The 26,479-nt window shown below is 68.2% G+C and carries 22 protein-coding genes and 1 riboswitch; of the genes, 10 read left to right on the top strand and 12 right to left on the bottom strand.

All coding sequences use genetic code 11. The features are described from left to right. Positions 1 to 270: 270 nt before the first annotated feature. Positions 271 to 717 carry a DUF192 domain-containing protein gene (locus tag ACFFGH_RS19265; protein WP_386671242.1) on the top strand — a complete coding sequence of 149 codons (447 nt, stop codon included), beginning with the start codon at positions 271 to 273 and terminating at the stop codon, positions 715 to 717. 3 nt (positions 718 to 720) lie between these two features. Here ACFFGH_RS19265 and ACFFGH_RS19260 read toward each other — a convergent pair whose 3' ends face one another. Continuing rightward, the gene (locus ACFFGH_RS19260; RefSeq protein ID WP_386671240.1) at positions 721 to 912 is read right to left on the bottom strand and encodes a rubredoxin; all 192 of its coding nucleotides are present in this window, start codon (positions 910 to 912) and stop codon (positions 721 to 723) included. Between the two features lie 67 nt (positions 913 to 979). Here ACFFGH_RS19260 and thiE point away from each other — a divergent pair, with 67 nt between their 5' ends. Both thiE and hemL read left to right on the top strand, forming a co-directional pair. Further along, the gene (gene thiE / locus ACFFGH_RS19255) at positions 980 to 1,642 is read left to right on the top strand and encodes a thiamine phosphate synthase (protein WP_386671239.1); all 663 of its coding nucleotides are present in this window, start codon (positions 980 to 982) and stop codon (positions 1,640 to 1,642) included. Positions 1,643 to 1,652: 10 nt separating this feature from the next. Next, complete coding sequence (gene hemL / locus ACFFGH_RS19250; RefSeq protein WP_386671237.1) at positions 1,653 to 2,942, top strand: glutamate-1-semialdehyde 2,1-aminomutase; 1,290 nt, start codon at positions 1,653 to 1,655, stop codon at positions 2,940 to 2,942. Between the two features lie 37 nt (positions 2,943 to 2,979). Here hemL and ACFFGH_RS19245 read toward each other — a convergent pair whose 3' ends face one another. Continuing rightward, on the bottom strand, positions 2,980 to 4,209 hold the full coding sequence (locus ACFFGH_RS19245) for an acetylornithine/succinylornithine family transaminase (protein ID WP_386671235.1): 1,230 nt from the start codon (positions 4,207 to 4,209) through the stop codon (positions 2,980 to 2,982). Between the two features lie 87 nt (positions 4,210 to 4,296). On the opposite strand from ACFFGH_RS19245, the gene ACFFGH_RS19240 reads away from it, so the two are divergent. Further along, a complete protein-coding gene (locus ACFFGH_RS19240; protein WP_386671233.1) occupies positions 4,297 to 5,166 on the top strand; it encodes an ion transporter in 870 nt (289 codons plus the stop codon). Positions 5,167 to 5,188: 22 nt separating this feature from the next. Here the strand turns inward: ACFFGH_RS19240 and ACFFGH_RS19235 are convergent, their stop codons facing one another. The 3 genes from ACFFGH_RS19235 to ACFFGH_RS19225 form a co-directional block, all read right to left on the bottom strand. Then, positions 5,189 to 5,608, bottom strand: a complete 420-nt coding sequence (locus ACFFGH_RS19235; protein ID WP_386671231.1) for a VOC family protein — start codon at positions 5,606 to 5,608, stop codon at positions 5,189 to 5,191. Positions 5,609 to 5,612: 4 nt separating this feature from the next. Further along, positions 5,613 to 6,446, bottom strand: coding sequence for an SDR family oxidoreductase (locus tag ACFFGH_RS19230; RefSeq protein WP_386671230.1), 834 nt, complete (start codon positions 6,444 to 6,446; stop codon positions 5,613 to 5,615). 94 nt (positions 6,447 to 6,540) lie between these two features. After that, the gene (locus tag ACFFGH_RS19225) at positions 6,541 to 7,200 is read right to left on the bottom strand and encodes a protein kinase family protein (RefSeq protein WP_386671228.1); all 660 of its coding nucleotides are present in this window, start codon (positions 7,198 to 7,200) and stop codon (positions 6,541 to 6,543) included. A 69-nt stretch (positions 7,201 to 7,269) separates the two neighbouring features. Here ACFFGH_RS19225 and ACFFGH_RS19220 point away from each other — a divergent pair, with 69 nt between their 5' ends. Continuing rightward, positions 7,270 to 9,276 (top strand): VTT domain-containing protein, encoded by a 2,007-nt coding sequence (locus tag ACFFGH_RS19220; protein ID WP_386671226.1) that lies wholly within the window; start codon positions 7,270 to 7,272, stop codon positions 9,274 to 9,276. Here the strand turns inward: ACFFGH_RS19220 and ACFFGH_RS19215 are convergent. The 3 genes from ACFFGH_RS19215 to ACFFGH_RS19205 all read right to left on the bottom strand — a co-directional run bounded on the left by ACFFGH_RS19215 (position 9,262) and on the right by ACFFGH_RS19205 (position 12,112). After that, a complete protein-coding gene (locus ACFFGH_RS19215; RefSeq protein ID WP_386671224.1) occupies positions 9,262 to 9,837 on the bottom strand; it encodes an LON peptidase substrate-binding domain-containing protein in 576 nt (191 codons plus the stop codon). The two genes, ACFFGH_RS19220 and ACFFGH_RS19215, sit on opposite strands and share 15 nt — an antisense overlap. Positions 9,838 to 9,942: 105 nt before the next feature. Then, positions 9,943 to 11,376: a Mur ligase family protein gene (locus tag ACFFGH_RS19210; protein ID WP_386671222.1), complete on the bottom strand. Its 1,434-nt coding sequence runs from the start codon at positions 11,374 to 11,376 to the stop codon at positions 9,943 to 9,945. Positions 11,377 to 11,533: 157 nt separating this feature from the next. Further along, positions 11,534 to 12,112: an adenylate kinase gene (locus ACFFGH_RS19205; RefSeq protein ID WP_386671220.1), complete on the bottom strand. Its 579-nt coding sequence runs from the start codon at positions 12,110 to 12,112 to the stop codon at positions 11,534 to 11,536. Between the two features lie 140 nt (positions 12,113 to 12,252). Here ACFFGH_RS19205 and ACFFGH_RS19200 point away from each other — a divergent pair, with 140 nt between their 5' ends. After that, on the top strand, positions 12,253 to 13,530 hold the full coding sequence (locus ACFFGH_RS19200; RefSeq protein ID WP_386671305.1) for a 6-phosphofructokinase: 1,278 nt from the start codon (positions 12,253 to 12,255) through the stop codon (positions 13,528 to 13,530). 702 nt (positions 13,531 to 14,232) lie between these two features. After that, a complete protein-coding gene (locus tag ACFFGH_RS19195) occupies positions 14,233 to 14,718 on the top strand; it encodes a DUF2846 domain-containing protein (protein ID WP_386671218.1) in 486 nt (161 codons plus the stop codon). 59 nt (positions 14,719 to 14,777) lie between these two features. Here ACFFGH_RS19195 and ACFFGH_RS19190 read toward each other — a convergent pair whose 3' ends face one another. Further along, on the bottom strand, positions 14,778 to 15,314 hold the full coding sequence (locus tag ACFFGH_RS19190) for a hypothetical protein (protein ID WP_386671216.1): 537 nt from the start codon (positions 15,312 to 15,314) through the stop codon (positions 14,778 to 14,780). A gap of 209 nt (positions 15,315 to 15,523) precedes the next feature. On the opposite strand from ACFFGH_RS19190, the gene ACFFGH_RS19185 reads away from it, so the two are divergent. From ACFFGH_RS19185 to ppa, 3 genes are all read left to right on the top strand, one after another. Continuing rightward, on the top strand, positions 15,524 to 17,578 hold the full coding sequence (locus ACFFGH_RS19185; protein WP_386671214.1) for a sodium-translocating pyrophosphatase: 2,055 nt from the start codon (positions 15,524 to 15,526) through the stop codon (positions 17,576 to 17,578). A 185-nt stretch (positions 17,579 to 17,763) separates the two neighbouring features. Then, positions 17,764 to 19,395 (top strand): mechanosensitive ion channel, encoded by a 1,632-nt coding sequence (locus ACFFGH_RS19180; RefSeq protein ID WP_386671212.1) that lies wholly within the window; start codon positions 17,764 to 17,766, stop codon positions 19,393 to 19,395. A 326-nt stretch (positions 19,396 to 19,721) separates the two neighbouring features. Next, complete coding sequence (gene ppa, locus ACFFGH_RS19175; RefSeq protein ID WP_386671210.1) at positions 19,722 to 20,270, top strand: inorganic diphosphatase; 549 nt, start codon at positions 19,722 to 19,724, stop codon at positions 20,268 to 20,270. Between the two features lie 73 nt (positions 20,271 to 20,343). On the opposite strand, the gene ACFFGH_RS19170 is transcribed toward ppa, so the two are convergent. From ACFFGH_RS19170 to thiC, 3 genes are all read right to left on the bottom strand, one after another. Next, positions 20,344 to 21,264, bottom strand: a complete 921-nt coding sequence (locus ACFFGH_RS19170) for a helix-turn-helix transcriptional regulator (protein ID WP_386671208.1) — start codon at positions 21,262 to 21,264, stop codon at positions 20,344 to 20,346. A 130-nt stretch (positions 21,265 to 21,394) separates the two neighbouring features. Then, positions 21,395 to 23,701, bottom strand: coding sequence for a winged helix-turn-helix domain-containing protein (locus ACFFGH_RS19165; protein WP_386671206.1), 2,307 nt, complete (start codon positions 23,699 to 23,701; stop codon positions 21,395 to 21,397). Between the two features lie 649 nt (positions 23,702 to 24,350). Further along, entirely contained in the window at positions 24,351 to 26,246 is a 1,896-nt protein-coding gene (gene thiC, locus ACFFGH_RS19160) for a phosphomethylpyrimidine synthase ThiC (protein WP_386671204.1), read from the bottom strand. A 127-nt stretch (positions 26,247 to 26,373) separates the two neighbouring features. Further along, a riboswitch (TPP riboswitch) is annotated at positions 26,374 to 26,471 on the bottom strand. Positions 26,472 to 26,479 lie beyond the last annotated feature (8 nt).

The raw sequence follows: 26,479 nt of genomic DNA, 5'->3' as shown, positions 1-26,479 counted from the left end.
CATGACAAGCGCTAAATCCACTTCGCCGTCACCAGCCCCCGACTCCGTTCAGCTCCTACCGCGAGCCACTCGGTGCCGGGGCGCGCATTCTGCACAAATCCCGGGGGCCGTGGGAAGGGGGTAATCAGATGTCGCGCGATTCCGATGTGAAACGTTCACGAACCTCGCCAGCCGTAATTGGCTGGTCAGCGCGGCACGAGGTGAGTGCCTTGACTCGGGAGAGACGCGGTTCCACCGTTCTGGCGACAAACACAAGAGCGAGGCGGCGGTATGCGACAAGCGCAGATTATTGTTGGGCTCGCTGGCCTGGTGCTGGCCGGATGCGCATCGGGAAGCGGGAACTGGGTCGAGCTTGCAGGTGAGCGATACACCGTCGAGGTCGCGGACGACGACGCCGAGCGAGCGCGAGGCCTGATGTTCCGTGATGTGCTTCCGGCCGGCCAGGGGATGCTCTTCTTGCACGAGGAGGAGGAGCCCCAGGCGTACTGGATGAAAAACACGCGGATCCCGCTGGACATCCTGTACTTCGATAGCAGCCGCAAGCTGGTGTCCCAGCAGAGGGACGTACCGCCATGCACTGCGGGAGACCGGTGCCCGCCGTATCCGAGCAACGCACCGGCCCGCTATGTGCTCGAGCTCAACGCCGGCGAAGCCGCCAAGATGAAGCTCGAGGATGGGACCGAAATCCTGTTCGGCCCGGGCATTACTGTCCGGTAGCGATCAGAGCTGCATCATTTCGAAGTCGTCCTTCGTCACGCCGCAGTCCGGACATGTCCATGTGTCCGGCACGTCCGCCCAGCGGGTCCCCGCGGGGATGCCCTCCTCCGGGATTCCTTGTGCTTCGTCGTAGACAAAGCCGCAGACGACGCACATCCAGGTGCGGAATTCGGTGGTCGCGGGGGCTTCAGACATGGACGGATAATGCTCGTGAGGGGCCGGCATTGTCCCATCGGCCCGCGAACGACGGAAGGACACCCATATGACCTCTCGCTGGCGGCAAGGCGGCGTCTATGCGATTACGGCCGACCTGACGGACACCGCACTGCTGCTGGATCGAGCCGGCCAGGTGCTGGACGCCGGCGTATGTCTTCTGCAGTACCGGAACAAGCAGGCCACGGCGGAGCTGCGCGCGCAGCAAGCAAAAGAACTGCTTGCGCTTTGCCGCGCGAGCAGCGTGCCGCTGATCATCAACGACGACTGGCGCCTGGCAGCAGAACTCGGGGCCGACGGCGTCCACCTGGGGGGCGAAGACGGGGATGTCGCGCTTGCGAGGCAGGCGCTCGGCGCACAGGCGATCATCGGCGCATCGTGCTACGACGAGCTGAGTCGTGCCCGGGCTGCAGTCACCTCTGGCGCGAGCTATGTCGCGTTCGGGGCCTTCTTCGCCTCTCGGACGAAGCCCCTGGCACGGACATGCGGACTGGACGTGCTGCAGGCCGCCGCCGATTTAGGAGTGCCGCGGGTAGCGATCGGCGGTATCACCCCCGACAATGCGGGCCCGCTCGTCGAGGCCGGTGCGGACATGCTGGCGGTGATCAGCGGGATCGTCGACGCCGACGACCCGGCCGCCGCGGTCCGCGCTTATGCGCGGCATTTCACGCGACCCGGCGCTTCAACGGCGCCGAATAACGCCTCCGAATGACAGGAACCCCATGAACAACGAACACTCGCACGACCTCTTCACCCGCGCGTCCCGGCTGCTTCCCGGCGGCGTGAACTCGCCGGTCCGTGCGTTCAAGTCGGTCGGGGGCGAGCCATTTTTCGCGCGGCGCGCGGAGGGGGCGTACCTCTATGACGTCGACGGCAATCGGTACGTCGATTACGTGGGTTCGTGGGGGCCCATGATTGCCGGCCACGCCCATCCGCAGGTGCTGGATGCGGTTGCGCGCACCATGCGGGACGGCCTGAGCTTCGGCGTGCCGAACGCGCTCGAGGTCACGATGGCCGAAGCGATCACACGCATCGTGCCGAGCTGCGAGATGGTGCGGATGGTGAACTCCGGAACCGAGGCGACGCTGTCGGCGATCCGCGTGGCGCGCGGCGCGACCGGGCGCAACCGGATCGTAAAGTTCGAGGGCTGCTACCACGGGCATGGCGACAGCTTCCTCGTCAAAGCCGGTAGTGGCGTCATGACACTCGGACTGCCGAACTCCCCCGGAGTGCCGGCGGCGCTCGCCGACCTCACGCTGACGTTGCCCTACAACGACTTCGACGCCGCTACCGCGCTGTTTGCCGAGTTCGGTGCCGAGGTTGCCGGGCTCATCATCGAGCCGGTCGTAGGTAACGCGAACTGCATCCTGCCGCGCGAGGGCTACCTGCAGCACCTGCGCGAGCTGTGCACGCAGCACGGCGCGCTGCTGATCTTCGATGAGGTGATGACGGGGTTCCGGGTTGCGCTCGGTGGCGCCCAACAGCGCTATGGGATCACGCCGGACCTCAGCACGTTCGGCAAGATCATCGGTGGTGGCATGCCGGTCGGCGCCTATGGCGGCCGCCGCGACCTGATGGCGCAGGTCGCCCCAAGCGGCCCGATCTACCAGGCAGGCACGCTCAGCGGCAATCCGGTTGCGATGGCCGCCGGGCTCGCGACGCTGGAGCTGATCCAGGAGCCCGGCTTCCACGACGCGCTCGAGCAATCGACGCATGCGCTGTGCGACGGTCTGGAGGCGGCGGCGCGCGAGGCCGGGGTTGCGTTCCACACAACGCGCGCACCGGGCATGTTCGGCCTGTACTTCCGGGAAGGCCCGGTCGAAATGTTTGCCGACGCGCTGGCATCTGACACCGGCCGCTTCAATCGCTTCTTCCACGCGATGCTCGAGCGCGGTGTCTATCTTGCGCCGTCCGCGTTCGAAGCCGGGTTCGTCTCGAGCGCGCACGGGGCGGCCGAGATCGACTACACGGTCAACGCTGCACGCGAGGCGTTCGCGATGGTGCGCGAGTAACGAGCGGCCGCACCTATTGGCGCAGCAACCGGGGCCGTCATGCGCGCACGAATGCGCGCAGCGCGGCATCAAGCCGCGTCAGCCCCGCGGCAATGTCACCCTGTTCGATATTGAGCGCGGGCACGAAACGCAGCACGTCGGGCCCCGCCTGCAGCAGCAACAACCCCTCGTCGGCGCAGCGCTCAAGAATTTCGCCTGCCCGACCCGCATAGCGCGGCGCGAGCTGCGCGCCCAGCATCAGACCGCGGCCACGGATTTCGCAGAAGACGTTCAGTTCGCCATTGATCGCCGCCAGCGCTTTGCGAAGCGCCTGGGACTGATGTTCGACGTTGGCGCGAAGCTCGTCTGAATCAAGCACCCGTAGCGCGGCGAGTGCGACTGCCGCGGCCAGCGGGTTGCCGCCGAACGTGGTGCCGTGCGCGCCGAACTGCAAGGTTTCTGCGGCATTTTCACCGACGAGCAGCGCGCCGACCGGAAATCCGCCACCGAGCGCTTTCGCAAGCGTGACCGCATCGGGCACGACGCCATAGCCCTCGAACGCGAACAGCGGCCCCGTGCGCCCCATCCCGCACTGGATTTCGTCGAGCATCAGCAATGCGTCGTGCCGGTCGCACAACGCGCGAAGCCCTCGCAGGAAGGACTCGGACGCCGGCGTGACGCCGCCCTCGCCTTGTACGGGCTCGACCAGCACTGCGCAGACGTCGCCTGCGGCCATCGCGGCTTCGGCAGCCGCCAGGTCGTTGAACGCGCTGTAGCGGAACCCCGGAGGGAGCGGTTCGAACCCTTCCTGGTATTTCGGCTGAGCGGTGGCGGTGACGGCCGCGAGCGTGCGTCCGTGAAAGCTGCCCTCGAAACTCAGGATGACGCGCTGCTCGGGGGCGCGACCCTGCGAGGCCGCCCAACGCCGGGCGAGTTTGATCGCTGCCTCGTTCGCCTCGGTGCCGGAGTTGCACAGAAATGCACGGCGTGCGAAGCCGGACGCTTCGACCAGCGCCTGTGCAAGGCGGATCGGTGGCTCGCTGAGGAAGACGTTGCTCGTGTGCCAGAGCCGCCCGGCCTGCTCGGTAAGCGCCGCCACCAAGACCGGGTTCGCGTGCCCGAGTGCATTGACTGCGATGCCGCTGCCGAAGTCGATGTACTCCCGACCGTCACGATCCCATACACGGGAGCCCACACCACGGTCGAGTACGATGCGACGCGGCCGGTACACCGGCACGTAGTAGTGTTCGAACAACCCGTACAACGAATCGGTATCGGCTTCAGCCATTGGTCGTCGGACGCAGCGCGGCAAGTGCACCGGGCCGCTATTGTCACCGATCGCCCTGCCCGCGGTAAGCCGGTCCGGAGATAGTGGATGCGCCTGCTGTTAGATCCCCAGCTCAACCCCGCCACCGAAACCGGGTGGCGCCGGCGCTGGTTCGACATCATCTATCGCCATGACTCGCCACCGGCGCGCAACTTCGACCTCGCGCTGATCGCGGCGATCGTCGCCAGCGTGGCCGTGATCATGCTCGACAGCGTGCCGGAATATCACAGCAAGTACGGCCGCGAGCTCTACGTGCTGGAGTGGGTATTCACCGGGTTGTTCACGCTGGAATACATCGCGCGCATGGTCGTGGTCAGGCGACCGGTGCGTTACGGGCTGAGCAGCTGGGGGATCATCGATCTGCTGTCGATTCTGCCGACCTACGTGTCCGTGCTGGTGCCCGGTGCCCAGAGCCTGCTTGCAGTGCGCATCCTGCGCATCCTGCGGCTGTTCCGCATCCTCAAGCTGACCCAGTACGTCGACGAGGGCGGCATGCTCATCGGCTCGCTCTGGCGCAGCCGACGCAAGATCTTCGTGTTTCTCAGTGCCGTGCTGACCGTGGCGGTGATCTTCGGCGCGATCATGTACGTCGTCGAGGGACCCGAGCACGGCTTCAACAGCATTCCGACCAGCATGTACTGGGCGATCGTGACGATGGCGACGGTCGGCTTCGGCGACATCGCACCGGTGACGCCGCTCGGCCGCTTCATCGCATCGGTGCTGATCCTGATCGGTTACAGCATCATCGCGGTGCCGACCGGCATCTACACCGCGGAGCTGGCGACCAGCCTGCGCGAGGCCTCGCATACCAGCAAGCGCGACTCGCGTGGCTGCCCCGAGTGCGGGCTGGAGGGCCACGACCCCGACGCCCGGCATTGCCGGCAGTGCGGCAATAAGCTGCCCGCGCGGATGGGGTGAGATGTACGTGCGCCGGCCCTGATTACCACTGGCCGGTGTTCGGCATCGAGACCCACGGTTCGGCGGGCGGCAGCGCCTCGCCCTTCTGTAGCAGTTCGATCGAAATCAGATCCGGCGAACGCACGAATGCCATGCGGCCGTCCCGCGGCGGGCGGTTGATGATGACGCCCTGCGAAAGCAGGTGCTCGCAGGTCGCGTAGATGTCGTCCACCGCGAATGCAAGGTGGCCGAAGTTGCGCGCGCTGCCGTAATCCTCGACATCGTAGTTGTAGGTCAGCTCGATCCCCGTGTCGGGGTTCTCCGGCGCACCGAGGTAGACCAGGGTGAAGCGGCCTTCCGGGTAATCGCGGCGGCGCGTCTCGACCAGGCCGAGCGCGTCGCGGAAGAAACGCAGCGACTGGTCGAGGTCGCGGACGCGCACCATCGCGTGCAGATACCTCATCGGATCACTCCTCGTTGGATGGCCCGTCCAGAAACAGGTCCGGCAACAGCGGTTGCGTCGGATCGATCGCGTACTGCGAAAAGTCGTCGACGCCCGCCTCGCGCAGCACGTCCTCATCGATCAGGAATGCCCCGGTGCGTTCGCGTGCGGGACGCGTCAGCACCGCATGCACGGCGTCGGCGACGATCTCGGGCCGACGGCACCGCGCGGGGTCGACACCGGGAATCATGTTGATCGCATCGGTCGCGATGATCGTGCGCGGCCACAGCGCATTGATCGCGATGTTCTGCCCGGCGAACTCGCCCGCCAGTCCGAGCGTCACCAGGCTCATGCCCATCTTCGCGAGCGTGTAGCCGGTGTGCGGCGCCCACCATTTGGGATCGAGCGAGAGTGGCGGCGCGAGCGTGAGGATGTGCGGGTTCGGCGCCTGCAGCAGCCACGGCAGGCAGGCCTGTGCGCAGAGGAAACTGCCGCGTGCGTTGACCTGCTGCATGAGGTCGAAGCGCTTCATCGGCGTGTCGAGTGTGCCGCGCAGCCAGATCGCACTGGCGTTGTTGACCAGGATGTCGATGCCACCGAACGCGTCGGCGGTGGCCGCGACCGCGGCGCGCACCTCGTCCTCGTCGCGGATATCACAGCGCAGCGCTAGCGCCTGACCACCGGCTTCCTCGACCTCCGCGGCGACGGAGTGGATCGTGCCGGCCAGCTTCGGGTTCGGGACCGAAGACTTGGATGCGATCGCGACATTGGCGCCGTCGCGCGCGGCGCGCAGTGCAATGGCCCGGCCGATGCCGCGCGAGGCGCCGGTAATGAAGAGGGTCTTGCCGGTCAGGGACATGGGATCTCCCGGTGGAAGGAATCGCGATGCAATCGCGTGGCGGTGACGGGCGCGGGCTGCGCTACGTCCGTCGACAGGCGCGGAGTCAGGTGGACTAGGGCTTGGGCCCCTTCCCTTCGTTGTCTTCCCACTTCAGCAGCCGGCGGGTCACGAACCGGTAGACGGGCTTGCCGGTTACAAACCAGGCTTCGCGCACCCAGGAGCGGCGCTTCAGCACGCGCCGCTCGACCGGCGTCAACGCCTGCGGGCAGTAAGTGCGTTTGTGCTTGAGCAGGTGGCGCAGGTCCTCGCGGGCGAGCAGGCGCATCCAGCGCGATCGCGGCGCGCCGCGCACGGCCAGCTGGAAATCGATGATCGCCGGCGCGCCGTCGGCGAGCACCAGCCAGTTCGCCTCCTTCGCGAGGTCGTTGTGGGCGATTCCGCGCCGGTGCAATTGCTGCAGCAACCGGCGCGCGCTGCGGAAGTACGCGAGGTCACCATGCGGCGGGCGCTGGTACATCGCGGCGCCATCAAGGTAGCTGCGATCGAGCCGACGCCCGTCCCAGCGCAGCAGCTGGGGCATTGCCGCCAGACCGGCGACCGCGATCAGCGCACGTGCCTCGCGCCGCGCCAGCCACCACGCGGGCAGGCGCAGCCACAAAGGAACGAAGCCGAGGTCGCGGCGGACGAACAGACCGGAGGCATCGCGCATCAGGGCGATGCGGCCGAAGCTGTCGGCCTTGAGCGCGGCGACTTCCGAAGCGGGTGTAGGCATCGCGAAAGTGTACGGCCTCGCGCGCCGGGGGCCAGCCGTCGGTACAGCAGGCGCTGCCATAATGGAGGGATGGACTCAGCCTGGTTGAATGCCGCGATCGAGTGGATCGGCACCCATCCCGTCGCGGCCGGCGCATTGATCGCGCTGATCGCGTTCTGCGATGCGATTGTCGTGATCGGTATCGTCGTTCCGGCGCTGCCGCTGCTGATCGCGGTGGGCACGCTGGTGGGATTGGGGCACATCAACGGTCCGTACGCGGCGGCGTGCGCAGCGGCGGGCGCATTCACGGGCGACGCGCTGAGCTATTGGGTCGGGCGACGCTGGGGGGCACAGCTGCGCCAGCGCTGGCCATTCTCGCGCTATCCGCAGTGGCTGGATCGCGGCGAGACGATGTTCCGCCGCCACGGCACGAAGAGCATTTTCACCGCGCGCTTCGTCGGGGCGGTGCGGCCGTTCGTGCCGGCGATCGCGGGTATGCTGCATGTGCCGTTCCGCCGTTATGCGCTGCCCAGTGCCGCGGCATCGATCGGCTGGGCGGTGCTGTTCCTCGCCCCGGGCTGGGTGCTGGGCGCCTCGTACGACGCGGTAGCCGCCGTCGCGGATCGGCTCGCGCTGGTGCTCGGCGGGCTGCTGGCCGCGGTCGCGCTGGTGTGGGCCTGCGTGCTCTACACCTGGCGCTGGTTTGCCGAGCACGCCGACAGCCTGCTTGCGCGTGCGCTGCAGTGGACGCTCGAGCATCCGCGCCTGGGCCGCTACGCGGGCGCACTGATCAACCCGAACCGTCCCGAATCGCCTTCATTGCTGCTGCTCGCGGTGTGCCTGCTGGCGATCAGCTGGGCCTGGTTCACCCTGCTCGCCTCGCTGCTGGCCAGCGGCGGACCGCTGGCGCTGGATCTGCAGGTGCATGCCTTCATGCACAACCTGCGCAACCCGCTTGCCGATCGCCTGATGGCCGGCCTTGCAAGCCTGGGCGATCAGTACGTGCTCGGCCCGGCGGCGTTGGTTGCGCTGGGCTACCTGCTGTGGCGCCGCCGCTGGATGGCGGCGGCACACTGGATCGCAGCGGTGGTGTTCGGGTTGACGCTGACTTCTCTGCTGGCTGCGCTGATCGACATGCCGCGTCCCGATACAGCGCCCGCCGGGTTCGGCTTTCCGTCGGTCGCGGTGACGATGACGACGGTGGTGTTCGGTTTCTTCGCGGTGCTGATCGCGCGTGAGCTGCCGGGTCGGACACGGGTCTGGCCTTACCTCGTGGCCGGCGCGGTCGTGACCGTGGTGGCGTTCGCGCGGCTCTACCTGGGCGCGCATTGGCCGAGCGATCTGGTCGGCGGCATGCTGTTCGGCATCGTCTGGCTGCCTGCGCTCGGCATCGCGTACCGGCGCCACGTCGCGCGTTCGTTCTGGATCCACCCGCTGAGCTGGTTGTTCTACGGCACGTTCGCGCTGGCCGCGCTCTGGCATGCGCCGCGTGCTGCCGACACCGTGCTCGATCGCTTCACCCCGGGCGGTCCGGACCGCGTGATCGCAGCAGCGGACTGGTGGCAGTCGGGCTGGGCGGAACTGCCGGCGCAGCGTAATGAGAGCGACCCGCGCCGCCGCTGGGCGCTGGACGTGCAGATCGCTGGCCCGCTCGACCCGGTGCGCCAGCGACTGCAAGCCCAGGGCTGGCGGATTCAGCCGCAGGCGACCTGGGTCGACGCGGTCGCGCTTCTTGATGATGACGCCGGGCGCGAACGCCCCGCCGTGCTGCCGGCCACGCTCGACGCGCGTGCCGAAACGCTGCTGATGCTTCGCCCCGATGCCGACGGCCGCAGGCTGCACGCGCTGCGACTCTGGCCGGCGCCAGTGCGGCTTGAACACGAGCCGCTGTGGCTCGGCACGACTCAGACGCTGGTGCTGACCCAGCCGATGGGCCTGCTGTCGCTATGGCGGCCGGAGCCTGACGACGGCGTCGCGCATGCACTGGTGCGCCGTGCGGTCACCGACCTCGACACGCGCGAATCCCTGCATCCGCAGGGAAGCGCGCCAGTGCTGCGGATCCGGACCGCGACACCGCGGCAATCAACCGACGAGTGACAGCAGCAGTTCCAGCCGTTCGTGCGGATCGTCGATCTGCAGCAACGCTTGGCGCTGCTCGTCCGGAAGCGGCAACAGCTCCGCCAGGCGCCAGCCCACCCAGGCCGCGTCGTTGAAGCACGAGCCTGCCGCGCGCGCGTGATCGCCGCCGCGGCGTTCGAGCATATGGCGCAGTACGGTCACCAACGCCGCGTGCTCAGGGCGAACCGAGCCGGCAGGGGGTTCGTCGATCCATTCGATTTCCGCAACCTGCAGGCCGTTGTCGCGCACCCGCATCCGACGCGCGCGGAACCGCCGCGCGCCGCGCAGGCTCAGCGTCAGCAGCCCGTCACCACCCGTATCGAAATCCTCGATGACCGCTTCGGTGCCGACCGCGGCGGGCAACGCGGGCCCGGACGCTTCTGCACCCTCGAGGATCAGGCAGATGCCGAACGTCCGACCGCTGCGGCCGCACTCGCGCACCAGGTCGAGGTAACGCGCTTCGAACACGCGCAGCCCGAGCGATGCGCCCGGCAGCAGCACGGTGTGGAGTGGAAACAGCGGCAGCGTTTCGATCGGCATTGGCAAGAACGTGGCAGGCGCTGGTTGGGGAGTAGCGCGGCTGCGCGCACATTGGCGTGAAGCTGCAGCGTCACCGCATTCGCTGCGGCCACGCCGCAGCCGAGGTCAGCCCTGACCGAGCGCGGCGTGGAAGCGGCGCGGTGCGCCGTCGAAGCCGCCGTTCGACATGAACACGACATGGTCACCGGCTCGGACACGCTCGCGCAGCAGCGCGATCATGCGATCGACGTCGGGTACGGTCGCGCCCTGCCCGCGCAGCCCGGCAACGACCTTGCCCGCGTCCCACGCGAGCTCCGGCCGGTGCAGGAATACGACTTCATCGGCGAGGTCGAGCGACGGCGCGAGCGCGTCCGCATGCGCGCCCAACCGCATCGAATTGCTGCGCGGCTCCATCGCCACGACGATCCGCGCGGCACCGACCTTCGCGCGCAGCCCTGCAAGCGTGGTCGCGATCGCGGTCGGGTGGTGGGCGAAATCGTCGTAGACGGTGATGCCGCCGTGCTCGCCGATCACTTCCATGCGCCGCTTGACGCTGCGGAAGTTCGCCAGCGCCGGCAGCACCGAGGCCGCGTCGACGCCGACCGCATTCACCGCCGCCAGTGCGGCCAGCGCGTTCATGACGTTGTGCCGCCCAAGCAGCGGCCAGCGCACGTCGCCGATCTCGACGCCGTCATGCACCACCGCGAATGCACTGCCGTCCTCGGCGATGAGTCGCGCGGTCCAGGTGAACGCGGCCTGCGCTGCGGCGCGCTCGTCCGCACGATCGCCGTGCATTTCGCGCGGGGCCGCAACGGGAACCTGGCTCGCATCCAGGCCGAACGTCTCGACCGGCGTCCAGCACCCCATCGCGAGCACCTCGGCCAGGTGGCGGTCCTCACCATTGACGATGAGTCGCCCGCGCCGCGGCACGGTACGCACGAGGTGGTGGAACTGGCGCTGGATCGCGGCCACGTCCGGGAAGATGTCGGCGTGGTCGTACTCGAGGTTGTTGAGGATCGCGACCAGCGGCCGGTAGTGGACGAACTTGCTGCGCTTGTCGAAAAACGCGGTGTCGTACTCGTCGGCCTCGACCACGAACTCCCGGCCCTGCCCGACGCGTGCGGACACGCCGAAATCCTCGGCGACGCCGCCGATCAGGAAGCCCGGCTGGCGGCCGGCCGACTCCAGCAGCCAGGTGAGGATCGTGGTGGTCGTGGTCTTGCCGTGCGTGCCCGCGACCGCGAGCGTGTCGCGCCCCGGCAACAGGTGTTCGCTGAGCCAGCGCGCGCCGGAGGTATAGGTGCGCCCGTCGTCGAGTACCTGCTCGACCGCGGCATTGCCCCGGGAGAGCGCATTGCCGATCACGACCTCGTCGCAGTCGGCGCTGATGTGTTCGGGGCGGTACCCCTGGTTCAGCGCGATGCCGAGGTTCTCGAGCTGGGACGACATCGGCGGGTAGACCGCCTGGTCGCTGCCTTCGACTTCATGGCCGAGTTCGCGCGCGAGCGCGGCGACGCCGCCCATGAAGGTGCCGGCAATGCCGAGGATGTGGAATTTCATGCGGCGCTCCTGGACCCGCGGGGGCGGGCTCTGCGCTTGATCGATACGGTGGCGACCGGGTCCGCGCATCCTGCGCGCTCCATGCCGCCCAGGCCCGGTGCATCCGATGCCCGGGCGCTTTGCCGACTGCGAGCCGATGGCTCGCGGACGCTCGGGCTCACCCCACCGCCGGTGCGGGCTGGAGCGCTTCGATGATGCGGTTGAACACGTCGTCGAGCGAGCCGACGCCGTCGACGACCGAAAGCTGGCCGTGCTGGCGGTAGAAGTCGACGACCGGCGCGGTCTGCTCGTCATAGACGCGCAGGCGCGTGCGCACCGATTCCGGCGTGTCGTCGGCGCGGCCTTCGGCCTTTGCGCGACCGGCGATGCGATCGACCAGCAGCTCGGTCGGCACCTCAAGCTGGACCGCGCAGTCCACCGGCTGCGCGATGCGCGCCAGCAGACTGTCCAGCGCAGCGGCCTGCGCGAGGTTGCGCGGGTAGCCGTCGAGGATGAACCCCCTCGCCGTGTCCGGGCGCGAGAAGCGATCCTCGAGCATGCCGAGCAGGATTTCGTCGGAAACGAGGTTGCCGCGCGCCATCACCTCCTTCGCCTCGAGGCCGAGCTTGCTGCCGGCCGCGACTTCGGCGCGCAACAGGTCGCCGGTGGAGATATGGGGCACCTGCAGATGCTCCTTGAGTCGCGCGGCCTGCGTGCCCTTGCCGGAACCGGGCGCGCCCAGCAGTACCAATCGCATCGATGTCGCTCCTGAGATCGCAAAACGGTCGGCGGCCTTGGCCGCCGCCTCGACAGGGCCAGCGCTACACTCGCGCCTCGTCCACTGCCGGGCAAAGGGCGTCCAGCTTACCGCATCCCGGCTCGAACCCAGGAACCGGCATGCCCAGCGCAAGCACGAAAGGCTCGTCCCGCGGCACTCTGTTCTACGCGCAGTCCGGCGGCGTTACCGCGGTCATTAACGCCACCGCCTCGGCGGTAATCCAGACCGCGCGCTCGCATCGCGTGCGCGTGCTGGCCGGCCGCAACGGCATCCTCGGCGCGCTGAACGAGGAGCTGATCGACACCTCGCGCGAATCGGCCGCGACGATCGCGGCGCTTGCGCATACCCCCGGCGGGGCGTTCGGGTCGTGCCGCGTGAAGCTCAAGTCGCTCGAGGCGGACCGGCCGAAGTACGAGCGCATGCTCGAGGTGTTCCGCGCGCATGACGTGCGCTACTTCCTCTACAACGGCGGCAATGATTCGGCCGACACCGCACTCAAGGTGTCGCAGCTTGCGACCGAGTTCGACTACCCGCTGACCTGCATCGGCGTGCCGAAGACCGTCGACAACGATCTTGCAGTCACCGACACCTGCCCGGGGTTCGGTTCGGCGGCGAAATACACGGCCGTTTCAATTCGGGAGGCGGCGCTCGACGTGGCCGCGATGGCGTCCACCTCCACCAAAGTGTTCGTCTACGAAGCGATGGGCCGGCACGCCGGCTGGCTGGCCGCAGCGGCGGGACTCGCCGGGCGCGGGCCGGACCAGGCGCCGCACCTGATCCTATTTCCCGAACGCACGTTCGATGAGGCGGCATTCTTCCAGCAGGTCAAGGCCGTGGTCGAACGCGTCGGTTATTGCGTGGTTGTTGCGAGCGAGGGCATCCAGACCGCGGACGGGCGCTTCGTCGCCGATGCCGGCGGCGGCAAGGACTCGTTCGGGCACACCCAGCTCGGCGGCGTTGCCTCTCACCTCGCCGCGCGCGTCAAGGACGCCCTCGGCTACAAAGTGCACTGGACGTTGCCCGACTACCTGCAGCGCTCCGCACGTCACCTCGCGTCCGAAACCGACCTCAAGCAGGCGAAGGCCGTCGGCAAGGCAGCAGTCGAGTACGCGCTGAAAGGTCTCAACGGCACGATGCCCGTGATCGTGCGCACGTCCGATGCGCCGTACCGCTGGAAGATCGCGCCGGCGCCGTTGTCCGACATCGCGAACCACGAAAAGAAGATGCCCGCCGAGTTCATCCGCGACGATGGCTATGGCATCACCGATGCAGCGCGCCGCTACCTCGAACCTTTGATCCGCGGTGAAGCGCCGCCGTCGTACGGGCGCAACGGGTTGCCGAAGTACGTCGAACTCGCGAACGTGCTGGTTCCGGCGCGGTTACCTCCCTGGACGTAACCGGATTGGCAAGATGCGAAATCTAGGCTAGGTTCTGCGCATCCTGGCTTGGGGAAGCCATCTTGCACCGGTTGACCATTCTGTTCGTCGCGTTGCTCGCGGCGGCATCCGCGCGCGCGCATGCTGCGCCGCCATCGCCTGCCGATGCCGCGGAGTCCGAGCCCGCCGCCGTTTCCTCGACTCCGGCGGCGGCCTCCACTGCGGACAACACAGCGACCGACACCTCGTCGTGCCGTTGCATACCCGCAGGGGCAGTGGTCGACCTGCGCATTGAAGAAACCCTCAACTCCTCCGCGCACAAACGGGGGGACAAATTCGCGCTGCGGCTCAGCAAACCCGTTGTGGTGGCGGGCGAGACACTGATCCCGGCCGACACGCCCGGCGTAGGCGAAGTGGTCCATGCAGCAGCTGCGCGCGGCGGTGGCAAGCCCGGCGAGCTGCTGCTTGCGGCGCGATACCTCGAGTATGCGGGCCGCCAGATTCCGCTGCGTGGGCTGAAGCTGGGCGTAAGCGGCAAGGACAACGCGGAGCTCGCACTCGCGGTGTCCTTTGCTGCGGGCCCGTTCGCGATGTTCATACGCGGGCGCGAAATCGAAGTACCGGCAGGCACCGAGGTGCACGCCAAGATGTCCACGTTATTTGAACCGGATGCGCCCCCGGCATCGGCGATAGAAACGCCCCATCCCAACCGGAGTAACACCGATGCGTTCGCTGCTGTCCAAAGCCACTCTTGCTGCCGTGCTTCTCGTACCGACCCTTGCCTTCGCGCAGGACGCCGAGCCCGCAAACACACCAACCGAAACCGCGGCCGCTCCGGCGCCAGCCGCCGCGCCCGCGGTGCAGAACACCCTGATCGCGCCTGCACCGGCCGACAAGGGCCAGATCGTGTTTTTCCGTGAGTCGAAAATGATGGGCGCCGCGATCGGCTTCAAGGTGCGCGAAGGCGAAACCGAACTTGGCAAGCTCCGCAGCGGCAAGTACTTCGTCGCGACGGTCGAGCCGGGTACGCACGAATACGTGGTGCATGGCGAAACCAAGGACAAGCTCACGATGGAAATCGAGCCGGGCGAAACCTACTACGTGTTGGGCTCGCTCGGCATGGGCCTGGTCGCGGGCCGCCCGAACCTGTCCCCCTCCGACGAGGGGACGTTCATGGGCATGTCGAAGAAGCTGAAGCTGGCCAAGTGATCTGCTGGCGATAAGCGCGACGACCAGGGCCGCACCTCGCGGCCCTGGTCACATTGAGATCAGCCGCAACCCGCGCCTTCGACCGCCATCACTGCGGCGTACATCGGCACGTTGGGCGTCCGATTCGCAGCTGCGGCCTGCTTCGCTTCATCCAGATACAAGCGCGCGCGCCCCTGCGCGTCGAGCTTCGGCGGCGCAACGTTCACCGGCTTGCGCCAGACCTGCACCACCGCCTGTTGCCCGGGACAAGCCGCGTTCGGCACGCGCAGCAGGTCGTTGAGCTTCCAGCCGTCCTGCACGGACGGCGCAGCCTCTGCCGCATCGACAAAGCGCGCGCGCGGCTGGCAGTTCGGGCTGGTGCGCACCGCAGCAAAGCGATACGGCTGCGCCGAGGCGCCAGTGAACATGCCTTCCAAACGGGCACACGCCTCGGGGATCGTGCGCAGCGTATGCGCCTGGCCCGGCGCCTGCGCCGGCACGGCATCGCGGACGATTTCGGGCTTCGGCAGTGCGGCGGTAGCCGCGACCGCGAGCGACGAGAACAGCAGCGCGGCGGTCACGCCGGCCGGCAAGGTCATCCAGTTTGAAATGCGCATCCGGGACTCCTTGAAAGCGACGGCGCGCAGGCTCGCACGCGTGCGCTGAACCCGACTTCACGCGATCCACCCTGCCATGGGGCTATGCGGTAGTCCGGGCGCAATGCGTCCGGGCGCATCCGGTGAGGAGACAGGGGCCGGCGAGCGCATCAAAACGAAAGGTACGAAATCCGTTGTCCCGTGAGGTATCCACTCTGAGGGAGGGGTCCATGCTGGAGCAGTACGGTTTGTCCCTGGCGCTGGTCTGCGCCGTCGTCGCGATCCTCTACGGGGTCGTCTCCGCGCGATGGGTCCTCGCGCAGCCTGCTGGCAACGAACGCATGCAGGAGATCGCGGGCGCGATCCAGGAAGGCGCGCGTGCCTACCTCAACCGGCAATACATGACGATCGCGATCGCCGGCGTGGTTTTGTTCCTGCTGATCGGCTTTTTCCTCGACTGGCTCAGCGCGGGCGGTTTCGTGATCGGGGCGGTGCTGTCGGGCGCGGCCGGCTACATCGGCATGAACGTCTCGGTGCGCGCGAACGTACGCACGGCCGAAGCCGCGCGGCGCGGCATCGCGCCGGCGATGGATGTCGCGTTCCGCGGCGGCGCGATCACCGGCATGCTCGTGGTGGGCCTGGGCCTGCTCGGCGTGGCCGGTTACTGGTGGGCGCTCGGGCTGATGGGCGCGGAGCCCGGCGAGGCACTGCATGCCCTGGTCGGCCTTGCGTTCGGCTCGTCACTGATCTCGATATTCGCCCGTCTCGGCGGCGGCATCTTCACCAAGGGCGCAGACGTGGGTGCGGATCTCGTCGGCAAGGTCGAGGCCGGCATCCCCGAGGACGATCCGCGCAACCCCGCAGTAATTGCCGACAACGTGGGCGACAACGTCGGCGATTGCGCCGGCATGGCCGCCGACCTGTTCGAAACCTACGCGGTCACTGTGATCGCGACGATGCTGCTGGGCGGGCTGATGGCGACCGAGGTCGGACGCAACGCGGTGCTCTACCCGCTCGTGCTGGGCGGCGTATCGATCATCGCCTCGATCATCGGCGCGATGTTCGTGAAAGTGAAGGACGGGGGCTCGATCATGGGCGCGCTCTACAAGGGCGTGATCGTCTCGGCGCTGCTCGCGGCGGTCGCGTTCTATTTCGTCACGGTCGACATGATGGGCGACAACCGCTACGGCGCGCTGGCCCTGTATTTCTGCGCACTGATCGGGCTCGTGCTCACCGGCGCCATCGTCTGGATCACCGAGTACTACACCGGCACGCAGTTCAAGCCCGTACAGCATGTCGCGCAGGCGTCTACGACCGGCCATGGCACCAACATCATTGCCGGGCTCGGCATTTCGATGAAGTCGACCGCGCTTCCGGTCATCGCGGTATGCCTTGCGATCTGGGGCGCGTTCGAGCTGGCCGGCCTGTACGGCATCGCGATCGCGGCCACGTCGATGCTGTCGATGGCCGGCATGATCGTCGCCCTCGACGCGTACGGCCCGATTACCGACAACGCAGGCGGCATCGCGGAAATGGCCGAGCTGCCGCCGGAGGTCCGCGCCGTAACCGACCCGCTCGATGCGGTCGGCAACACCACCAAGGCGGTGACGAAGGGCTACGCGATCGGCTCGGCCGCGCTTGCGGCGCTGGTGCTGTTCGCCGACTACACCCACAACCTCGAGACCGCCGCGGCAGCGCGCGCGCTCGAGACCGGCGTCGCCGCGGAAGTGCTGCGCTTTGACCTGTCCGACCACATGGTGATCATCGGCCTGCTGATCGGCGGGCTCATTCCGTACCTGTTCGGCGCGATGGCGATGGAAGCGGTCGGCCGGGCCGCCGGTGCGGTGGTCGAGGAGGTGCGCCGGCAGTTCCGCGACATCCCCGGAATCATGCAGGGCACGGCGAAGCCGCAGTACGACCGCGCGGTCGACATGCTCACCAAGTCGGCGATCAAGGAAATGATCGTGCCGTCGCTGCTGCCGGTCGCGGTACCGGTCGTGGTCGGGCTGGTGCTCGGGCCGAAGGCGCTGGGCGGTCTGCTGATCGGCACGATCGTGACCGGCCTGTTCGTCGCGATCTCGATGACCACCGGCGGTGGCGCCTGGGACAACGCGAAGAAGTACATCGAGGACGGCAACTTCGGCGGCAAGGGCAGCGAGGCGCACAAGGCCGCGGTTACGGGCGACACCGTCGGCGATCCCTACAAGGACACCGCCGGCCCCGCGATCAACCCGCTGATCAAGATCATCAACATCGTCGCGCTGCTGCTGGTGCCGCTGCTGTAGGCACCCGTGGCCGAGGTAGCGGAAGCGGAAGCGGCCTTCGGGCAGTTCTTTTTTTCGCGCCGCGATGGCCGTCTTTGCCGGACCCAGCAAGAACACCGTGTTCACCCCCGGTTATGCACAGTTCACGCACCGATGGCCGGCGGTCCCTGCGCGGACTCCGGCTGCAGCCCTTCACGGAGACCCTCATGCAACCGGCCACCTGGCAAGACTCCCTCCGCACTTCGCTCGGGGTTTACCTGCCCAGCATCCTCGGCGCGCTCGCGATCGTCCTGATCGGCTGGCTCGTCGCGCTGGCGCTGAGCGCAGCGACCCGAAACATGCTGGCCCGCTTCGGCACCAACCAGCGGCTTGCCACACATGCAGGCTCGTCGGTCAACGTCGAGCACATCGCAAGCCGGGTCGTGTTCTGGGCCGTGCTGCTGCTGGCACTGATCGGCGCGTTCAGCGTGCTACGCGTCGAAGGCGTGTCCGGGCCGCTATCGACGCTTGCGACCACGGTGATGATGTATCTGCCGCGGCTGCTGCTCGCGATTGGCCTGGCCGCGCTGGCCTGGCTCGTCGCGACGGTCGTGCGTTCGATCGTCAACCGCGCACTCGGCGCCACCAAGCTCGACGAGCGGCTGTCGCAGAGCGCGGAGATGCAGCCCATCTCGCAGACGATGGGCAACGTCGCGTACTGGCTGGTGCTGCTGCTGTTCCTGCCGGCGATCGTCGGCACGCTGCAGATCGAAGGGCTGATGGAGCCGCTGACCGGCATGACGTCGAGCCTGCTCGGCATCCTGCCGAACCTGTTCGCGGCGGTGGTGATCGCCGTGGTCGGTTGGATCATCGCGAAGGCGGTGCGCGGCCTGGTCACCAACCTGCTCGCCGCGACCGGCATCGACCGCTTCAGCCAGGGCCACGAGGCCACGCGCGGCATGAAGCTTTCGCAGCTCGGCGGCACGCTCGCGTTCATCCTGGTCATCGTTCCGACGCTGATCGCGGCGCTCGATGCGCTGCAGATCGAGGCGATCTCGGCGCCGCTGACCGGCATGCTCGAGATCTTCCTCTACGCCGTGCCGAACGTCCTCGCGGCAGCGGTAATCCTGCTGATCGCGTGGTTCCTTGGCCGGTTCGTGGCCGAGCTGGTGACCCGGCTGCTGTCGAACCTCGGCTTCGATCGCCTGCCTGAGCGGATCGGGCTTGGGCATGCGTTCGCGTCCTCGAGCAGCACGATGGACACCTCCGCCTCGGTCGCCAGCGTCCGCACCACGGCCGGCACGATGGGCGAAGCGACCGAGATCCACATCACCCCGACCGACCCGAGTGGGGCCCAGCCGGCAGTTGGTGCACCTGCACCGTCCGCCGTGCGCGCGTCGCACATCTCGCTGTCCGAGCTCGGAGGCCGGGTCGCGCTGTTCTTCATCATGCTGTTCGCGACGGTCGAGGCCGCATCCCTGCTCGGCTTCGAAGGCGTGCACGACCTGCTCGAGACGTTCATCGAGTTCGGCGCGAACGTGCTGCTGGGCCTGATCATCTTTGTCGTGGGTTACTGGCTGGCCGACCTCGCGGCGAATGCGATCCAGCGCGCGAACCGCGACAACTCGGTCGGGCTGGCGCGCATCGCCCGCGTGGCGATCCTTGGGCTGGTGATCGCGATGGGCCTGCGTGCGATGGGCATTGCCGACGAGATCGTCAACCTTGCGTTCGGACTGGTGCTGGGTGCGGTCGCGGTTGCAGTCGCGCTCGCGTTCGGCTTGGGTGGCCGCGATGCGGCGGGCCGGATTGCCCAGCGCTGGGCCGACCAGTACATCGATCGCGACCAGCCGCCACGCTGATCAGGGGTGCGGCCGTCGGGTGATCCGGCGGCCGCTTCGGCTTGCCTGACGCACCCCGGCATTCGTCCGGGCTTCGCTCGGTTGGCGCCCGGCGAGACGAGAACTCTCGCCAGGGCGCTGGCGACCGGACTGCATCCCGACGGCGGGCCACATGGCCCGCCTCTTCGTAGCTGCGTTCGGCCGGCTTCAACGGCGGCGCCGCCGAACCGGCTACCGGCCGTTCGCTCATCCCCTTCCTGCACCGCAACACGGGCCGCGGTTAGAATGCGCGCCCGCTTTCCTGCCCTGCCGCGCCATCTGCGGCGGGCATCACTACTGGAGTACGCATGGGCCTGGAACTCGTCGCCACCGGCAAGAATCCGCCGGACGAAATCAACGTCATCATCGAAATCCCGAAGGACGCCGAGCCGGTCAAGTACGAAGTGGACAAGGAAACCGGCGCGATCTTCGTCGACCGCATCCTGTCCACGCCGATGCGCTACCCGTGCAACTACGGCTACGTGCCGCACACGCTCTGCGGCGACGGCGACCCGGCCGACGTCATGGTGATCCTGCCGCTGCCGCTGGTGCCGGGCTCGGTGATCCGCTGCCGTCCGGTCGGCGTGCTGAAAATGAGCGACGAGGCCGGCAGCGATGAGAAGCTGCTTGCCGTGCCGGTCGACAAGGTCTTCAACGGCTACAGCCACGTCGACGACATCAGCAAGGTCACCCCGCACTGGTGCGAGCGCATCGGCCACTTCTTCGAGCACTACAAGGATCTCGAGAAGGGCAAGTGGGTGAAGATCGAGGGCTGGGGCGGCGCCGAAGAAGCCAAGGCGATCCTGCGCGAAGCGATGACCCGCTTCGAAGCCAGCGCTGACAAGCCGAAGTTCTGAATCCGCAGGATCCAGACGCACGAAGGCCGCCCGAGGGCGGCCTTCTGCTTTACGGGGCCCGTGAACCGCGGGATCAGGCCGCGCGACGGGCCTCGGCCGGTATGGCGCGACGTGCCGCGGCGCTGCGGTAACGCGAAGCCGACACGCCGAATCGGGCGCGGAACGCGCGCGAGAAGCTGCACGGGTTGTCGAAGCCGCTCGCGGAAGCCACCTCGCCGATCATCATCGACGTCGTGCGCAGCAGCTCGGCCGCATGCTCGAGCCGCAGTCGCGCGGCGGCAGCCTGCGGGCTTTCGTCGAACAGCGCGTGGAAGGTCTTGGAGAAGTACCAGCTGGAGAAGCTGGTCAGCTCGGCAAGCTCGGTGATGCGCACCATCCGGTCGCAATGGCCTTCCAGATACATCAGCGCGCGCTGCAGGCGGCCGAAGACCTGGCGCTTGCGGTTGCGCGAACGGCCCGGGCAACGCTCGACGCGTGCCGCGAGCTCGCGCTGCAGCCCGGTCAGGTGCAGCAGCAGCGGCCATAGCGCGCTGGTTTCCGACGCCGGCCCGGCAGCGGGCTCCTGACTCGCAAGCCGGCGCGCGGCCTCGCGCCACAGGCGCAGCGTGGTGCGGGCATCACTGCGGCCGACCCGACCGCGGCCGGCGTAGAACGTGCAGTCCGCCAGGCGCCCGATCGTGCGCAGCGCTTCCGGGCTGAGGCTCAAACCGATGCAGACGCCATGCCGGTCGGTCTGCAGCGAGGGGCGCGAGTCGCGTTCGAACGCGATCCAGTCACCGCTGCGCAGGCGGAACCGCCCCTCCTTCGCTTCAACCCACGACGTGCCGCGAAGCTGCAGCCAGAGCGTGAACACCGCACCGGTCTGCACGCTGCCAAGCCGGGACAGCCCGATGCAGCGCATCGGAGCGGCCTGGGCGGGTTCGAGCTGGAGCTGCTGGCCACGGTCGGCCCAATGCTGGCCAAGTGCAGCAGCACCAAGAATGTGAAGGTCCATCGTGAGCCCCTATGACTGGATCAGGCCGTTGTTTTTGCCGAATCCGAGCGCGACCTTCAGGAAATTTGCCAGAGACTTGTCCGAATTTGTCGCGAAGAAAACACGAAAGAACAAAACCCTTTTTCGTCAATTACTTATTGACGCCGGGCCAGAGCGCCTCGGGCGTGCTCGGCAACGTCATGAAGCCGATATCGCCGCCGAGCGACTCTGAAATCGACACGAATGCGCTGCGGCCGTCGGGCGACAGGCTCAATCCGTTGCTCGCGGCGATGCGAACCGGGTCGAGGCAGCGCCGGCTGGCGTCCCCGGCCGGACCGGCGGCCGCGGTGGGCAGCACGGTCAGTTGCGCGCCGCAGCCGGGGGCCCGCTGGATCAGATGCAGCGATCCATCCGGTGCGATATCCCATTGGCGGTAGCGGATCACGGCCGGCTGCTCACCCTGCAGTTGCCGGATGCTGGCCGGCGACAGCGCGAGGTCCGACTCCCACAGCCCGGCCCGGCCGGGCCGCGTGAACAGCACGCGTCCCCGCGCCGCATCGACGCGTATGCGGGCGACGTCGTCGATCGAGCCGAGGCTGCGCCAAGGTTTCGACCCGCGGTCATATAGCGTCAGACGCAGGCGCCCGTCACCTGTGCCGGCCACGACCAGTGCCTGCCGCTCAGCACCAGGCACGTAGGCCGCCTGCACCGGCTCCCCGGACGGCAGCGCCAGCCGCGAGGCGCGGCCGCTGGCGGGCACCACCTCGTACAGACCCGGCGTGGTCTGACCCGGATCGGTGCCCACCACCAGCAGCCTCTCGCTGTCCGGCGACCACTCCGGCAGGTGCCGGGTCTCGGGCAGCACGCCGTCGATCAGCCGCAGCGAATCCGGGCGCTGCAGATCCGCCCACCACAGGCCGAACTGCCCCGAGCGGTCGGACGCGAACGCAAGCTGCCGGCCGTCCGGCGCGAGCGCCGGCAGGCGGTCGCGGCCGGACGACGGGAACAGCCGCTCGGGCGGCTTCTGTCCACTGAGGTCGAAGCGGTACAGGCCGAAATAGTTGCGCTGCTGGGAGAACGCGAGCGCCGGCGCGTTGGCCGCGATCGCCGGCTGGTCGCCATCGGCGATGCCGAGTTCCTGGACCAGGCCGGTGTCGAGGTCCAGGCGATACAGCCGGCTCTCGCTCTCGCGCCAGCGCGCGAACACGATCGCCCGGCCGTCAGGAGTGAAGTCCCACTCGCCCAGGTCGGTATGCAGGTCCGTCAGGCGCTGCGCGGTGCCGCCGGCCGCCGGCAGCCGCCAGAAATCGCCGAGCGGCGAATTGCGCACGAATACGATCCAGCGGCCGTCGGGCGAGTACCGCGGCAGCGCGTCGATGTCGCGGGCGTTCGCCGCGTAATCAATGCTGCGCCACTCGCCGCTTGCCAGGTCGAGCACCCGAAGACCGCGACCGTCGCCGAGCGTGCCGCGGCTGCTGAAGATCAGGCCGCGCCCGTCGTGCGTCCAGTCCAAGCTGGGGCGGTTGTCGGGATCACAGCGGCCGACGCGACGACCGGGGCCGCCGTTCGCGGGCACCACCATCACCGCGCAGTCCTCGCCGACCCGTACGCGCAGGTAGGCAACCTCACGCCCGTCAGGCGACCAGGCCGGCGCGACATCGTCGGCCCCGTCCGGCGGTTGCGTCAGCTGGCGTGGCGGGCTGGGGTCGGTGGTCTGCACCATGATCGCGGTGCCGCGCTGGCCGCTCGGCAGTGCGACGTAGGCCACCATCGCGGCGTCCGGCGAGAGGCTGGGCGCGCCTTCGAAGCCGGGCGAGGACGTGATCAGCCGGTACGAGGGCGGACGCGACGGGGGCAGCGCATGCGCGATGCGATCGGTCACAGGGGCTTTCGGCGCAGTTGGCTGCTGCGACTGCCGCCACAGCAGCAGCCCGACGGTTAGAAGGAGTAGAGCCGCGATCGCTCCCAGCCACAGCCATCGTCGGGAGCGCGCTGGCGCGGCCGCGACTGGCTCCGCCGGCGGCGCCGGTTCGACGGCGGGCACCGGTGCGACCGCTGGCGGCGTCTCCACCTCCATGGAAGCCGCCACAGCCCCCGCCGGCCCGAGCCATTCGACCGGCGCGAGCAGGCGATAGCCGGTCTTGGCGATCGTTTCGATGTAGCGAGGATCACCGCGCTCCTCGCCGAACGCCTTGCGCAACGAGGTGATGGCCTGGGTGACGACGTCGTTCGTCGGCAGCGTATCGGGCCAGACTTCGGCAAGCAGCGCGTCGCGGCTCACCACCCGGCCCGGCTGGTCGGCGAGCGCCAGCAACACCCCCATCGCCTTTGGCGTGATGCGTGACGGCCGCCGTGCACCGGGTGCATGCACCTCGCGTAGCGGGATGTCGACCTGGCATTCGCCCACGCGCAAGCGCTCGGACGGCAACCGCGGCGATGGCTCGGATGATCTGGGCATGAATCCCGAATGTGAAGGACGGCGCCGGGCCCGGCATGTGCCGAACGACGCGCCCCCGCGCACGTTCCCCAGGCGGCCCGCTGGACCGCCGCAGTTGGCATTTTAAGGCCAGTCGATGAACCGCAGCGCGTTCAGGCCCCCCGACTGCGCAGAATCTCCGGCGCCGCCCCCTCGAAAGGCCGCGTGGACGGACCCACGACAGCGCCGTTGGGCTGTCACTGCCGGGCGCTTTGGCGGAGGGCGCCGCCGATACCGGTCGCGCTCGCCGACCGGTGCCAGACCGGACCGGGCCGCCCACCGACTCACGCTTGGTCGCCCCCCGGCCAGCACGCGACGCCGATCGGCACGCGAAACCGACAGATGATCCCACGGCGCTGACACCCCGCGCGTAGCGCTGGAGCGAGCAGATCCCGCGTCGGCGAAGCACACCAGTGCGCGCCCGCCTTCCGTTTCCGATTCCGGCGCATCCAACGCTAGCGCGGGAAAACACCGCCGCGTGACCGTCCGCCGCGGCGAACGAAGCCCGGGCGTGGCGATCTCGCGCTGCGCCCGGTGCTTACCGCCTCTTGCCGGCCAGCACCTCGACTGGCCAGCCCTGCACCGCGCGAACGAGGAGCTCCCGTCCGCGCGTTCGAAGCCGACGCCCCGCTCAGGCCTTGTGGTAGACCTGCGCGCCCGTGGCCCGGAACTCGGCAGCCTTCTCGGCCATGCCCTGTTCGATCGCCGCCGCGTCGGCCGGCGCTGCGGCCGCCTCGGCTTCCTGGCCGGCTGCGAACTCACGCACGTCCTGGGTGATCTTCATCGAGCAGAAGTGCGGCCCGCACATCGAGCAGAAGTGCGCGGTCTTGTGCGCATCCTTCGGCAGCGTCTCGTCGTGGTACTCGCGGGCGCGCTCGGGGTCGAGGCCGAGGTTGAACTGGTCCTCCCAGCGGAACTCGAAACGCGCCTTGCTCATCGCATTGTCGCGCGCCTGCGCGCCCGGATGGCCCTTCGCAAGGTCGGCCGCGTGCGCGGCAATCTTGTAGGCCATCAGGCCTTCGCGCACGTCGTGCTTGTTCGGCAGGCCCAGGTGCTCCTTCGGCGTGACGTAGCAGAGCATCGCGGTGCCGAACCAGCCGATCATCGCCGCCCCGATCGCGGACGTAATGTGGTCATAGCCGGGCGCGATGTCGGTGGTCAGCGGTCCGAGCGTGTAGAACGGCGCCTCGCCGCACTCGCGCAGCTGCTTGTCCATGTTCTCCTTGATCATCTGCATCGGCACGTGGCCGGGGCCTTCGATCATGGTCTGGACGTCGTGCTTCCACGCGATCTTCGTCAGCTCACCCAGCGTCTCGAGCTCACCGAACTGCGCGGCGTCGTTCGCATCGGCGATCGAGCCCGGGCGCAGGCCATCGCCGAGCGAGAAGGCCACGTCGTAGGCCTTCATGATTTGGCAGATGTCTTCGAAATGCGTGTAGAGGAAGTTCTCCTTGTGATGCGCCAGGCACCACTTGGCCATGATCGAGCCGCCGCGGCTGACGATGCCGGTGACGCGCTTGGCGGTCAGCGGCACGTAACGCAGCAGCACCCCTGCGTGGATCGTGAAGTAGTCCACGCCCTGCTCGGCCTGCTCGATCAGCGTGTCGCGGAAGATCTCCCAGTTGAGCTCCTCGGCGCGGCCGTCGACCTTTTCCAGCGCCTGGTAGATCGGCACGGTACCGATCGGAACCGGCGAGTTGCGGATGATCCACTCGCGCGTTTCGTGGATGTGCTTGCCGGTCGACAGGTCCATGACCGTGTCCGCGCCCCAGCGCATCGACCACACGAGCTTTTCCACTTCCTCGGCAATGCCCGACGACACGGCCGAATTACCGATGTTCGCGTTGACCTTGGTCAGGAAGTTGCGGCCGATGATCATCGGCTCGCTCTCGGGGTGGTTGATGTTGTTCGGGATGATCGCGCGGCCGCGGGCGACCTCGTCGCGCACGAACTCGGGCGTGATGAGCTTCTGGATGTTCGCGCCGAACGTCTCGCCCGCGTGCTGGCGCAGCAGGTGCGCCTCGCGGATCGCCTCGATGCGCTGGTTCTCACGGATCGCGATGAACTCCATCTCGGGCGTGACGATGCCCTTGCGCGCGTAGTGCATCTGCGTGACGTTCGCGCCGGCAACCGCGCGACGCGGCAGCGGGCGTTGCGGGAAGCGCACGTGTGCGAGCTTCGGGTCGTGCTCGCGCTTGCGGCCGAACTCCGAGCTCAGGCCCGACAGCGCCTCGGTGTCGCCGCGCTCGGCGATCCACTGCGCGCGCAGCGGCGCGAGGCCCTGCGCGAGATCGATCGATGCGGTTTCGTCCGTGTACGGGCCGGTGCAGTCGTAGACGGTGAACGGTGCGTTCTCCTCGCCCCCGAACAGCGTGCCGGTGCGCTGCAGCGCGATTTCGCGCATCGGCACGCGGATGTCCGGGCGCGAGCCTTCGACGTGGATCTTGCGCGAGCCCGGAATCGGGCGCACGACATCGGCCGAGAGCTGCTCGGCCTGCTGCAAAAGTTCGGAAGGCACTGCGTTCATGGGGACACCCGCTGCTTGGGGAACCGCCGCCCCGGTCGGGGCGGGCTCTTGCGAGGAACGTGGCAACCGGAACTGGCCGGGCTGCCATGGGCCTCGCACTTCAAGCGGGCGGCGCGCGGCGGCCTGGAGGCGCACCGGCGAAGCTTCCCTACGGCGGTTTGAACCGCATCAGGTTCGAAGGGACTGTCTCAACCGGTGCCAGCACCGGTACCCCCGCTTCGTCGGGCATTTGA

Source organism: Lysobacter korlensis, from assembly GCF_042434515.1.
The sequence above is the reverse complement of the archived record's forward strand: the minus strand, read 5'-3'. Positions and strand labels throughout refer to the sequence as shown.